Annotated in this window: 13 protein-coding genes and 1 pseudogene; 9 read left to right on the top strand and 5 right to left on the bottom strand. The window is 67.7% G+C overall.

Annotation, left to right across the window (positions count from 1 at the left end; all coding sequences use genetic code 11):
• The first annotated feature begins 77 nt into the window (after positions 1-77).
• From BN2156_RS29025 to BN2156_RS29010, 4 genes are all read left to right on the top strand, one after another.
• Complete coding sequence (locus BN2156_RS29025) at positions 78-623, top strand: TetR/AcrR family transcriptional regulator (RefSeq protein WP_090518632.1); 546 nt, start codon at positions 78-80, stop codon at positions 621-623.
• Positions 624-641: 18 nt separating this feature from the next.
• A complete protein-coding gene (locus BN2156_RS29020; RefSeq protein WP_090518309.1) occupies positions 642-1,130 on the top strand; it encodes a glutathione peroxidase in 489 nt (162 codons plus the stop codon).
• A gap of 80 nt (positions 1,131-1,210) precedes the next feature.
• Positions 1,211-1,915 (top strand): DUF2334 domain-containing protein, encoded by a 705-nt coding sequence (locus BN2156_RS29015; protein ID WP_090518308.1) that lies wholly within the window; start codon positions 1,211-1,213, stop codon positions 1,913-1,915.
• Between the two features lie 21 nt (positions 1,916-1,936).
• Positions 1,937-3,580: an FAD-binding dehydrogenase gene (locus BN2156_RS29010; RefSeq protein WP_090518307.1), complete on the top strand. Its 1,644-nt coding sequence runs from the start codon at positions 1,937-1,939 to the stop codon at positions 3,578-3,580.
• Here BN2156_RS29010 and BN2156_RS29005 read toward each other — a convergent pair whose 3' ends face one another.
• Complete coding sequence (locus BN2156_RS29005) at positions 3,581-4,219, bottom strand: MBL fold metallo-hydrolase (protein ID WP_162490995.1); 639 nt, start codon at positions 4,217-4,219, stop codon at positions 3,581-3,583.
• 46 nt (positions 4,220-4,265) lie between these two features.
• On the opposite strand from BN2156_RS29005, the gene BN2156_RS29000 reads away from it, so the two are divergent.
• The 3 genes from BN2156_RS29000 to purQ are packed head-to-tail and all read left to right on the top strand — an operon-like array spanning position 4,266 to position 5,819.
• Positions 4,266-4,898: an ATPase gene (locus BN2156_RS29000; RefSeq protein ID WP_090518631.1), complete on the top strand. Its 633-nt coding sequence runs from the start codon at positions 4,266-4,268 to the stop codon at positions 4,896-4,898.
• Between the two features lie 10 nt (positions 4,899-4,908).
• Positions 4,909-5,148, top strand: coding sequence for a phosphoribosylformylglycinamidine synthase subunit PurS (purS, locus tag BN2156_RS28995; protein ID WP_075919398.1), 240 nt, complete (start codon positions 4,909-4,911; stop codon positions 5,146-5,148).
• Positions 5,145-5,819 (top strand): phosphoribosylformylglycinamidine synthase subunit PurQ, encoded by a 675-nt coding sequence (gene purQ / locus BN2156_RS28990; protein ID WP_065457704.1) that lies wholly within the window; start codon positions 5,145-5,147, stop codon positions 5,817-5,819. The genes purS and purQ overlap by 4 nt, the downstream gene beginning before the upstream one ends.
• A 100-nt stretch (positions 5,820-5,919) precedes the next feature.
• Here purQ and BN2156_RS28985 read toward each other — a convergent pair whose 3' ends face one another.
• Positions 5,920-6,717, bottom strand: coding sequence for a family 1 encapsulin nanocompartment shell protein (locus BN2156_RS28985; protein ID WP_090518306.1), 798 nt, complete (start codon positions 6,715-6,717; stop codon positions 5,920-5,922).
• Entirely contained in the window at positions 6,714-7,745 is a 1,032-nt protein-coding gene (locus tag BN2156_RS28980) for a Dyp-type peroxidase (protein ID WP_090518305.1), read from the bottom strand. Before BN2156_RS28980 ends, BN2156_RS28985 begins: the two co-directional genes overlap by 4 nt.
• A 50-nt stretch (positions 7,746-7,795) precedes the next feature.
• Here BN2156_RS28980 and BN2156_RS28975 point away from each other — a divergent pair, with 50 nt between their 5' ends.
• Both BN2156_RS28975 and BN2156_RS28970 read left to right on the top strand, forming a co-directional pair.
• Positions 7,796-9,055 (top strand): M18 family aminopeptidase, encoded by a 1,260-nt coding sequence (locus BN2156_RS28975; protein ID WP_090518304.1) that lies wholly within the window; start codon positions 7,796-7,798, stop codon positions 9,053-9,055.
• A 15-nt stretch (positions 9,056-9,070) separates the two neighbouring features.
• On the top strand, positions 9,071-9,421 hold the full coding sequence (locus BN2156_RS28970) for a VOC family protein (protein ID WP_090518303.1): 351 nt from the start codon (positions 9,071-9,073) through the stop codon (positions 9,419-9,421).
• On the opposite strand, the gene BN2156_RS28965 is transcribed toward BN2156_RS28970, so the two are convergent.
• Positions 9,418-9,648 (bottom strand): hypothetical protein, encoded by a 231-nt coding sequence (locus BN2156_RS28965; protein WP_090518302.1) that lies wholly within the window; start codon positions 9,646-9,648, stop codon positions 9,418-9,420. The two genes, BN2156_RS28970 and BN2156_RS28965, sit on opposite strands and share 4 nt — an antisense overlap.
• 41 nt (positions 9,649-9,689) lie before the next feature.
• Positions 9,690-11,358: pseudogene (locus tag BN2156_RS28960) on the bottom strand (thiamine pyrophosphate-dependent enzyme).
• Between the last annotated feature and the right edge of the window lie 52 nt (positions 11,359-11,410).

Below are 11,410 nucleotides of genomic sequence, written 5' to 3'. Positions count from 1 at the left end.
CCGATCTTGTCGGTGTCTAGATGGACACGCTACCCGCAATCTAGGCGCTGTCAAGATATGGGATTACGATGGCCCACATGAGTTATCACCACGGCGATCTCAAGGCCGTGATCCTCGCTCAGGCCGCCGCTCTGGTGGCGGAACGGGGCGCCGACGGCATCTCGCTGCGCGAACTCGCGCGCGCCGCGGGCGTTTCGCACGCCGCCCCCGCGCACCACTTCACCGACCGGCGCGGGCTGTTCACCGCACTGGCCACCGAAGGGTTCCGGCTGCTGGCCGCCGCGCTGACCGACGCCAGGCCGCAGTTCATCGACGCGGCCAAGGCCTATGTGCGCTTCGCCCTGGACCATCCCGGCCACTATGAGGTGATGTTCGACAAATCGCTCTACGACGACACCGACGCCGAACTGGTCGTGGCCGCATCGGCTGCGGGGGCCGAGCTGAACCGCGGCGTCGGCACCCTCGCCGACCCAAAGGCGGCCGCCGATCCGGCAAGTGCCGCACTGGCGGCTTGGTCTCTGGTGCACGGATTTTCGATGCTGTGGCTCAACGACGCGATCGACACCGCCGGTGATCCGATTGCCAAGGTGGAGAGCCTGGCCGCGATCCTGTTCGACGGCTAGTCCGGTACCGTCCCAGGCATGAGCCTCAACGACATTCCGCTGACCACCCTTGACGGCAAGCCGACGACGCTGGCCGAGTTGGCGAGCGGCGCCGTCCTGGTGGTGAACGTGGCCTCCAAATGCGGGCTGACGCCGCAGTACACCGCGCTGGAGAAGCTCGCGCAGGACTACGCCGCCCGGGGGCTGACCGTCGTCGGTGTTCCGTGCAACCAGTTCATGGGCCAGGAGCCGGGCACCGCCGAGGAGATCCAGACGTTCTGCTCGAGCACCTACGGCGTGACTTTCCCGTTGCTGGCCAAGACCGACGTCAACGGCGCCGACCGCCACCCGCTCTACACCGAGCTGACGAAGGCCACCGACGCGGCCGGCGAAGCCGGGGACATCCAGTGGAACTTCGAGAAGTTTCTGCTCGCCCCCGGCGGCGCGGTGGCCAACCGGTTCCGTCCCCGCACCGAGCCGGATGCACCCGAGGTGATCGAGGCCATCGAGGCCATTCTGCCGTCCTGAACGCACGCCATGGCCGAATGGACATTCCGCGTCAGAGTGTTCGACACCGTCCCGACATGTGACGTTGCCACACTGGCGGCGTGACCGGACAACTCATCGTCTCGATATCGCAGATCAGCGATCGCACGATGGCTGATGTCGAGTCGTTCTGCGCCGAGCTCGACACCCGTGGCGTACCCGTCTCGATGATGGTGGCGCCGCGGCTCAAGGGTGGCTACCGGTTGGACCGCGATGCCGACACCGTCCAGTGGCTGGCCCGTCGGCGCAGCGGCGGCGACGCCATCGTGCTCCACGGCTACGACGAGGCCGCGACCAAGAAGCGGCGCGGTGAGTTCGCCTCGTTGCCCGCCCACGAGGCCAACCTGAGGCTGATGGGCGCCGACCGGGTGCTCGAGCACCTGGGTCTGCGCACCAGGTTGTTCGCCGCGCCCGGCTGGAACGTCTCACAGGGAACCGTGACGGCGCTGCCACGCAACGGCTTTCGTTTGCTGGCCGACCTGAACGGCATCACCGACCTGGTCCGGCAGACCACGACGCGCGCCCGGGTGGTGGGCATCGGCGAAGGATTTCTGTCCGAACCGTGGTGGTGCCGCACCGTCGTGCTCGCCGCTGAACGCACCGCGCGTCGCGAGGGCACGGTGCGGGTCGCGGTCGCTGCGAGGCACCTGCGACGGCCCGGCCCCCGGCAGGCCATGCTGGATGCGATCGACCTGGCTTTGCTGCATCAGTGCGAGCCGACCGTTTACCGGTGGCGAGGATTTTCGGTACTGACCGAGGCCGCCTGACTAGGGCTAGTCTTGCGTCTCATGGCAGACGCCGATGTCATTGTCGTGGGGGCGGGTCTCGCCGGACTGGTTGCCGCATGCGAGTTGGTCGAGCGCGGGCATCGTGTGCTGGTCGTCGATCAGGAGAACGCCGCCAACCTGGGTGGGCAGGCCTTCTGGTCGTTCGGCGGCCTGTTCTTCGTCGACAGTCCCGAACAGCGCAGGCTCGGAATCCGTGACAGCCAGGAACTGGCCCTGCAGGACTGGCTGGGCTCCGCGGGCTTCGACCGGGCCGAGGATCACTGGCCGCGGGAGTGGGCGCACGCGTACGTCGACTTCGCCGCCGGGGAGAAACGCAGCTGGTTGCGGTCCCGGGGCCTACAGACCTTCCCATTGGTCGGGTGGGCCGAGCGGGGCGGTTACGGCGCGCTGGGACACGGCAATTCGGTGCCGCGTTTCCACATCACCTGGGGGACCGGGCCGGCGATCGTCGACGTGTTCGCCCGCCGGTTGCTGGGCGAGCCCGGGGTGCGGTTCGCGCATCGGCACCGCGTCGATGAGCTCATCGTCTCCGAGGGTGCCGTTGTCGGCGTCCGAGGTGCGGTGCTGGAGCCCTCTGACGCGCCACGCGGGGCACCGTCGTCACGAAACGTCGTCGGCGACTTCGAGTTCCGCGCATCCGCGGTGATCGTGGCCAGCGGCGGGATCGGTGGCAATCACGAGCTGGTGCGCAAGAACTGGCCCGCTCGCATGGGCCGGGTGCCCGAGCAGCTGCTCAGCGGGGTGCCCGCCCACGTCGACGGCCGCATGATCGGCATCTCCGAGTCCGCCGGGGCGCACGTCATCAACAGCGACCGGATGTGGCACTACACCGAAGGCATCACCAACTACGACCCGATCTGGCCCGACCACGGCATCCGCATCCTGCCCGGACCATCGTCATTGTGGTTGGACGCCAACGGAAAACGGCTGCCCGGACCGCTGTATCCGGGCTTCGACACCCTGGGCACGCTGGAACACATCTGCCGCACCGGGCAGGACTACACCTGGTTCATCCTCAACGCGCGGATCATCGCCAAGGAGTTCGCGTTGTCCGGCCAGGAGCAGAACCCCGACCTCACCTCGCGCAGTGTGCGTGACGTGCTGGCACGGGTGCGGCCCGGTGCGCCGGCCCCCGTGCAGGCGTTCGTCGATCGAGGCGTCGACTTCGTCAGCGCGCGCTCGCTGCGCGAACTGGTGGCCGCGATGAACGACGTGCCCGATGTGCTGGAACTCGATTACGCGACGGTCGCGGCCGAGGTGACCGCCCGCGACCGCGAGGTGGTCAACAAATTCACCAAGGACGGGCAGATCACCGCGATCCACGGAGCACGCAGCTATCTGGGTGACCGGTTCACCCGCGTCGTCCCCGCGCACCGGCTCACCGACCCGAAAGCGGGCCCGCTGATCGCCGTCAAGCTGCACATCCTGACCCGAAAGTCCTTGGGCGGGTTGGAAACCGACCTGGACTCCCGGGTGCTCAAGGAAGACGGCACGGCGTTCGCCGGCCTGTACGCAGCAGGCGAAGCGGCCGGATTCGGCGGCGGTGGGGTGCACGGCTACCGGTCGCTGGAGGGCACTTTCCTGGGTGGCTGCATCTTCTCCGGCCGGGCGGCCGGGCGTGGCGCCGCGGCCGACATCGCCTAGTCAGAACTCGGTGCCGTTTTCCTCGGTGAGCACCTGGAAGTCGGTATTCGTCATCTCGGCCAGCCGGCCGTAGTAGATGCCGCGCGCGTTCGGCTCGATGATGCCCTGGTGAATCGGCACCGCCTTCTCTGGAGCCACCGCGCGCAGGAAGTCCACGGCCTCAGAGATTTTCATCCACGGAGCGGCCGCCGGGGTGGCCAGCACGTCGACCGGTTCGCCGGGCACGAACAGCGCGTCGCCGGGATGCATGAGCCGGGCCGGATGCTCGTCGTCGCCCAGCAGATACGAAATGTTGTCGATCACAGGGATTTCCGGGTGGATCACCGCATGCCTGCCGCCGGTCCCACGGACGTTGAGCGAGCCGACGCGGAACTCGTCGCCGGGGTGCACTGCCTGCCACGGGTCACCCAGCTGGGCGGCGGTCTGCGGATCGGCGTACAGCGCCGCCTGCGGGTTGGCGTCGATCAGCGCGGGCAGGCGGGCGGTATCGGCGTGATCGGGGTGCTGGTGGGTGATCAGGATGGCCGACAAGCCGGTGATGCCTTCGAAACCGTGCGAGAAGTTGCCCGGGTCGAACAGCACGGTGGTGTCCGAAATGCTGGCCAGTAGGCACGAATGTCCGAAATGCGTGAGTTGCATACCTATATTGTGGCGCTCGGTGGGGCTATGGCGGGTGATCGTGGCGATGTCATTGGTGCTCTGCGGGCTGGCCGCAGCGCCGCCTTCGGCCTGGCCGGAACCCGGAGCCGACTGCCCACCGCTGTGTGACCGCATCCCGGATTCGGCCTGGGCCGCCACCTCGAAACTGCCGCTGGACCGGGAATACCGCTGGCCCGGGCTGGCCGGTTTGGCCGTGACCGCGGTTTCGCCGCGTTTCCGCTTCGAGGAGGAATGCCAGACACCGCCGGTGCTCGGGGACCCGCGCGGCTATGCCGTGGCGGCACGATCGGAGGCCGGCCGGCCCGACGGCGACTGGCAACTGCGGGTGCAGGTCATCCATTGGCGCGGGGAGACCTGGCTGGGCGGGCAGACGGCGCTGGCGGTGGTGCAGGGGGCCGCCGATGCGCTGCGCAAGTGCCCGGGGAACCCGCCGTCGATCACCACCGACCGGACCGGGCGACTGGCCGCGGTGATCAACTTCGACGACCGGGTCTTGCACCAGTATCTGCTCGCCGATCCCAACAACAGCACCGTGGTCGAGTTGGCCATGTGGTCGACCACCCCGTCCAGGGTTGAATGGTCGGCACCGTCGGATCGCCAGGTGCTCGATGCGCTGGCCGACCCACTGTGCACGGCTTACACCGGGTCGTGCCGGTAGAGTGTGCGCCGTGGCAAAGGTGGTTGTGCACGTCATGCCCAAGGCGGAGATCCTCGACCCGCAGGGTCAGGCGATCGTCGGGGCACTTGGTCGGCTCGGACATGGTGGCATCTCGGACGTCCGTCAAGGGAAGCGTTTCGAGCTCGAAGTCGACGACTCCGTAGCTGACGAAACCCTGGCCGAGATCGCCGAATCTCTGCTGGCCAATACCGTTATCGAGGACTTCTCGGTGAGCCGGGAGGACGCGTGACCACCCGTGTCGGGGTGATCACCTTCCCCGGGACGCTCGACGACGTCGACGCGGCCCGAGCGGTGCGTCTGGCCGGTGCCGAGGCGGTCAGCCTGTGGCACGCCGACGCCGACCTGAAGGGCGTCGACGCGGTCGTCGTACCCGGCGGTTTCTCCTACGGCGACTACCTGCGTTGCGGGGCGATCGCGAAGTTTGCCCCCGTGATGGGCTCGGTCGTGGAGGCTGCCGGCAAGGGCATGCCGGTGCTGGGCATCTGCAACGGCTTCCAGGTGCTGTGTGAGGCCGGCCTGCTGCCCGGTGCGCTCACCCGCAACGCCGGCCTGCATTTCATCTGCCGCGACGTGTGGCTGGAGGTCGCCTCCAACACCACGGCCTGGACGACCCGCTATGACGCCGGCGCCGATCTGCTGATCCCGCTCAAGTCGGGTGAAGGCCGGTACGTCGCGTCCGAAGCTGTGCTCGACGAACTCGAGGGCGAGGACCGCGTGGTCTTCCGGTACCGCGAGAACCTCAACGGCTCGATGCGCGGCATCGCGGGCGTGTGCTCGGAAAACCGTCGCGTCGTGGGCCTGATGCCGCATCCCGAACACGCCACCGAGGCGTTGACCGGTCCGTCCGATGACGGGCTCGGGTTGTTCTACTCCGCGCTGGACGCGGTTCTCTCGGTCTAGTTCTTCGCTGTACCGGCGCGACGAGCGTGCGCACAGTGCTGCCCGCGAGCGGCGTGCCGGGCAGCAGACACGCACGCTCGCGGGGCCAACGCGCTAGGTGCTAGGCGGTGAGGGCGACCGACGCCTCGGCGGTGTAGGCCAGGAACGTCAGCGTCTCCTGCAAATACAACTGCACGCTCTCGGCATCATGGGACAGGTAGCCGATGGACACGTCGGTGCCCAGCTGCAGATCGAAATCACCACCGCGGGTGGACAATACGAACGCCCCGTCGATCGCGGGCGCCCAGATGATCTCACCGTCGACGAGCCGGCTCAGGTGTTCGCGGATCGGGTATCCGTGCGCGGTGGTCTCGCTGACCTTGGTGTAGGTCGCCGCCGAGAGCAGCACCGAGTACGGCCCGTCCACACCGGCCAGCCGCAGCTCCGAGAGCGCCTGGGCGATCACGTCGGGAATCTCACGGGCGTCGTCGGGCAGGGCCAGCGCCGGATTGGAACTCGAGCTGCGGATCCCTTCGATCGAGGCCGCCGGGTAGCCCTCGAAGATCGCGCGATCCTCGACGAAAGCCAGCTTCTTGGCGGCGTCCTTCACCGGATCCCAGTCGGAGTCCTGGGCACCGCGCTCGACATCGTCGATCGCGGTGCGCGACACCGTGAACGGCACCCGCAGCCGCACCAGGGGCTTGGCGTCGCGCAGGTGAGCCACCACGCCGTCACCGGGAGAGCTGACATCGAGCAGATGGCCGGTACTGATCGCCGCGGTGACCGGGCCGCCCGGCTCGCTGACGTCGACCACGCGCCGTCCGGCGATGTGCCGCTTGAAGGTTCGGCTGGCCTCGAGCTCGATCTCGGCCCAGGCGGACTCGGTGATCGGAGCGAGCTCGCGGTACAGGTTGTTCATTGCGGGATTCCTTTCAGACTGCCGATGCCGAGCGAGCCGTCGCGGTGGCCCTGAGCCGGTGGAGCTTCCGCCGTTGCCGACTCCTCGTCCGAGGAGGGCAGTGGCGGTGGATCATCCAGAAAATCGATCGTGGGCGTGAAGAACAGGCCACCGGTGGTGGCGGTGGAGAAATCAAGGATCCGGTCGGTGTTCCCGGGCGGATCGCCGATGAACATGTTGGTCAGCATCCGCTCGGTGACCGCAGGGGTACGCGAATAACCGATGTAGTACGTACCGAACTCGCCCTTGCCGATCTCACCGAACGGCATGTTGTGCCGGATGATCTTGAGCTCGTTGCCCTCGTCGTCTTCGATCACGTTGAGCGCCACATGTGAATTGGCCGGTTTGACCGCATCGTCGAGCTCGATGTCGTCGAGCTTGGTGCGGCCGATCACCCGCTCCTGCTCCTCGGTGGACAGCGAATTCCACGAACTCATGTCGTGGGTGTACTTCTGCACGTGCACGTAGCAACCGCCGGCGAAATCCGGGTCCTCGTCACCGATCTGGCTGGCATTGGTGGCAACTGAACCGTTCGGGTTCTCGGTGCCGTCGACGAAGCCGAGCAGATCCCGGTTGTCGAAGAACTTGAACCCGTGCACCTCGTCGACGATCGTCACCGCGCCGGCCAGGGCGTCGGCGAACTTGGTGGCCAGCTCGAAACACACGTCCATGGACTCGGCGCGCAGATGGAACAGCAGGTCGCCCGGGGTCGCCGGGGCCCGGTGCCGCGGGCCTTCCAGCGGGATGAACGGGTGGAGTTCGGCGGGGCGGGGACCGGAGAACAACCGGTCCCAGGCATCGGAGCCGATCGACACGATCGCCGACAGATGCTTGGTGGGGTCACGGAAGCTGATGGCGCGCACCAGGCCTGAGACATCGGCCAGGGTGTCGTGGACCGTGGACTCACCACCCTCGTCGATCGTGGCAACCATGAACACGGCCGCCGGTGTCAGCGGCGCCAGGACCGGCTGGGGCTGTGGTGCGGGCACAACGACGACCCTAACGCGGCGCGCGGGGAAATCCCGGTCAAGATAGACATATGGCAGCTAGCCCACACAGCTTGTGCGAATTCATCGATGCCTCGCCATCGCCGTTCCACCTGTGCGCCACCGCAGCGCAACGACTGCGCGATGAGGGATTCACCGAGCTGGCCGAAACCGACAGCTGGCCGGGCACGGGAAAGTTCTTCACGGTGCGGGCCGGGTCGCTGGTGGCCTGGAACACCGAAGGAACCGACCCGGCGGCGCCGTTCCGGGTGGTGGGCGGGCACACCGACAGCCCCAATCTCCGGGTCAAACAGCACCCCGACCGCGTGGTCGCCGGCTGGCAGGTCCTGGCCCTGCAGCCCTACGGCGGCGCCTGGCTGAACTCGTGGCTGGACCGCGACCTCGGGATCAGCGGCAGGCTCTCGGTGCGCCGGAACTCCACGGTCGAGCACCTGCTGGTGCGCATCGACGATCCGATCCTGCGGGTGCCACAGCTGGCGATTCACTTGTCCGAGGACCGCAAGGGCGTCAGCCCCGACCCGCAGCGCCACGTCAACGCGGTGTGGGGTCTGGGCGAGCGGCCACGGTCCTTCATCGGATTCGTCGCCGAGCGGGCCGGCGCCGCCGAAGCCGACGTGCTGGGCTTCGACCTGATGACCCACGACCTGACGCCGTCGGCGATCACCGGCGCCGAGGGGGAGTTCGTCAGCGCACCCCGGCTGGACAACCAGGCCACCTGCCATGCCGGGCTGGAGGCGTTCCTGGCGGCCGGCGCCGGCACGCATGTGCCGGTGCTGGCGCTCTTCGACCACGAGGAAGTCGGCTCGACCTCTGATCACGGCGCCCAGTCCGAGCTGCTGCCGACGGTGCTGGAGCGCATCGTGCTCGCCGCGGGCGGTACCAGGGAGGACTTCCTGCGCCGGACGGCCGGATCCATGGTGGCCTCCGGGGACATGGCGCACGCGACGCATCCGAACTACCCGGACCGTCACGAGCCCGGCCACCTGATCGAGGTCAACGCCGGACCGGTGCTCAAGGTGCAGCCCAACCTGCGCTACGCCACCGACGGCCGCACCGCGGCGGCCTTCGCGCTGGCCTGCGATCAGGCCGGGGTGCCGCTGCAGCGGTATGAGCACCGCGCCGACCTGCCGTGCGGGTCGACCATCGGGCCGATGACCTCGGCGCGCACCGGGATCCCGACCGTCGACGTCGGTGCAGCCCAGCTCGCCATGCATTCGGCCAGGGAGTTCATGGGTGCCCACGACGTCGCCGCCTACTCGGCGGCATTGCGGGCGTTCTTGTCACCGGCGTGATCTAGGGTCGGCGCCATGGCACTGTCCGTGGAGATGATCACCGTCGACTGCACCGATCCCGAGGCGCTGGCCCAGTGGTGGGCCCAAGCCCTCGGCGGCGAGGTGAACGCCTTGATGCCAGGCGAATTCGTGGTGCTGGCGCGGCCCGACGGGCCGCGGCTGGGATTTCAGAAAGTGGCGGATCCGACGCCGGGTAAGAACCGCGTCCACCTCGACCTGGCGGCCGAGGACACCGAAGCCGAGGTGGCACGGCTGGTGGGCCTCGGGGCCTCCGAGACGGAACGCCACAGCTTCGGTCCGGACTTCAGCTGGGTGGTCCTGGCTGACCCCGAGGGCAACGCCTTCTGTATCGGCTCCGAGGGCTAGGAGATGCGGTTGGCCAGCAGGTGCTTGGCCATCTCGGCGCCTTTATGGCTGTCGGCCTGAGCCTTGCGGAACAGCTCGACGACCTCTTTGTCGCCGTCGCGCTCGGCGTCGGCGATGTAGGTCTCCATCCGTAGCGCGTTCTCCAGACACTGCTCGGTGTACCAGATCAGGTTGTAGTTCTTGTCCTTGGTGCCGGTGATCTGGCCGGCATCGGTGGTCGCGGTCATCGCGGTTCTCCTTCGTTGTCATTTGTCCTGAGACCGTCCGGCTACCCGTGGTCTCTGCCACGCAAACCCGAACCGGTAAGTACTTCTGCCGCCTTGTTTTTCGCGATCTCGGCCATCAAATGCCAGCCGTTCGGATCGCCCTTGGCGACCGCCTGCGCGGTGGACTTGGCCTGCTCGTAGGTGACGTGGGGCGGTATCGGCGGCACCTCGGGATCGGTTCGCACGTCGAGCACCACCGGACCGTCGGCGTCCAGTGCCGCATCCCAGGCCGGGCCGATCTGATCGGGTTCGTCGACCGTGATCGCCTGCAGACCCATCGCCTTGGCGATGTCGGCGTAGGACACCTCGGGCAGGGTCTGCGAATCCTCGAACTTCGGTGCACCGCCCATGGCGCGCAGCTCCCAGGTCACGTGGGCAAGGTCGTTGTTGTGGAACACGCACACTACGAGTCGTGGATCGGCCCAATCCTCGGCGTAACGGCGGATGGTGAGCAGCTCGGCCAGCCCGTTCATCTGCATCGCGCCGTCGCCGACCAGGGCGATCACCGGCCGGTCCGGTTGGGCGAACTTGGCGCCGATCGCGTACGGCACCGCCGAGCCCATGGTGGCCAGGGTGCCCGACAACGACCCGTTGGTGGTGGCCCGGAAACGTAGGCAGCGGGCATACCAGTTGGTCGAGGAACCGGAATCGCCGGTGACTATCGCGTAGTCGGGCAAGCGGGCCGACAATTCCCACACCACCCGCATCGGATTGATCGGATCGGCCGACAGCATCGATTGCCGCTCGACCGTCTCCCACCACCGGCTCACCCCGGCCTCCACGGCGTCGCGCCAGGACCGGTCCGTCTTGTGGGTCAGCAACGGGACCAGCTCCGCCAGAGCGGCTTTCGCATCGGCGACGATGTTGACCTCGGTGGGATAGCGCATGCCGATGTTCGCGCCGTCGATGTCGATCTCGATGGCTCGGGCCTGCCCGAACCCGGGCAGGAACTGGCTGTAGGGGAAGTTCGAGCCGACGATCAGCAACGTGTCGCACTCACGCATCAACTCGTAGCTGGGCCTGGTGCCGAGCAGACCGATCGCCCCGGTGACGTACGGCAGGTCATCGGGCAGCACATCCTTGCCGAGCAGCGCCTTGGCCACGCCCGCTCCGGTCAGCTCGGGGGCCGCTGGACGGCACCTCCTTGAACGCGTGCTCCGGTGCCGCGTACGGCTGCTCCTGCAGATCCGATGGGATCACCACCGCCGTGGGCGCCCGGCGGGCCCGGGCCGTGCGGAAGGCCCGGTCCAACGCGTTGGGTAGTTGGCTTGCCACGTTGACCTCGACCAGGAAATCACTGGCCACATTCGCGAACAGGGCCTGCAGCTCGACCTCCTGCTGATAGCTGCCGCCCATCGCGCTGCGCGCGGTCTGCCCGACGATCGCCACCACCGGTGTGTGGTCCAGCTTGGCGTCGTAGAGGCCGTTGAGCAGATGGATCGCGCCGGGGCCCGAGGTGGCCATGCATACTCCGACGTGGCCGGAGAACTTCGCATATCCCGTCGCGGCCATCTCCTCGTGGCGGGTCTGCACGAACCGGGGGCCGGCCCGGCGGTCTTTGCCGAACGCGGCCACCAGACCGTTGATGCCGTCACCTGGATAGCCGAAAACCTGCTCGACGTTCCATTGGCGGAGGCGGTCCAGGACGAATTCGGCGACTGTTTGACTCATGTGGCGGTGTTACCCGCGATGCCCGCCCAAAAACCTGCGGTGACGCTGGAAA

It is taken from the genome of Mycolicibacterium neworleansense (genome assembly GCF_001245615.1).
In the GTDB taxonomy this organism is placed as follows: Bacteria; Actinomycetota; Actinomycetes; order Mycobacteriales; family Mycobacteriaceae; genus Mycobacterium; species Mycobacterium neworleansense.
The sequence above is the reverse complement of the archived record's forward strand: the minus strand, read 5'-3'. Positions and strand labels throughout refer to the sequence as shown.

Bases quoted from the DNA above. Each gene is read 5' to 3' on its own strand.
- BN2156_RS28965 (WP_090518302.1), bottom strand. From the start codon at position 9,648: ATGACCGCGACCACCGATGCCGGCCAGATCACCGGCACCAAGGACAAG.
- BN2156_RS29005 (WP_162490995.1), bottom strand. From the start codon at position 4,219: ATGCAACTCACGCATTTCGGACATTCGTGCCTACTGGCCAGCATTTCG.
- BN2156_RS28970 (WP_090518303.1), top strand. From the start codon at position 9,071: ATGGCACTGTCCGTGGAGATGATCACCGTCGACTGCACCGATCCCGAG.
- BN2156_RS29025 (WP_090518632.1), top strand. From the start codon at position 78: ATGAGTTATCACCACGGCGATCTCAAGGCCGTGATCCTCGCTCAGGCC.
- BN2156_RS29010 (WP_090518307.1), top strand. From the start codon at position 1,937: ATGGCAGACGCCGATGTCATTGTCGTGGGGGCGGGTCTCGCCGGACTG.
- BN2156_RS29000 (WP_090518631.1), top strand. From the start codon at position 4,266: ATGTCATTGGTGCTCTGCGGGCTGGCCGCAGCGCCGCCTTCGGCCTGG.
- BN2156_RS29020 (WP_090518309.1), top strand. From the start codon at position 642: ATGAGCCTCAACGACATTCCGCTGACCACCCTTGACGGCAAGCCGACG.
- BN2156_RS28985 (WP_090518306.1), bottom strand. From the start codon at position 6,717: ATGAACAACCTGTACCGCGAGCTCGCTCCGATCACCGAGTCCGCCTGG.
- BN2156_RS28975 (WP_090518304.1), top strand. From the start codon at position 7,796: ATGGCAGCTAGCCCACACAGCTTGTGCGAATTCATCGATGCCTCGCCA.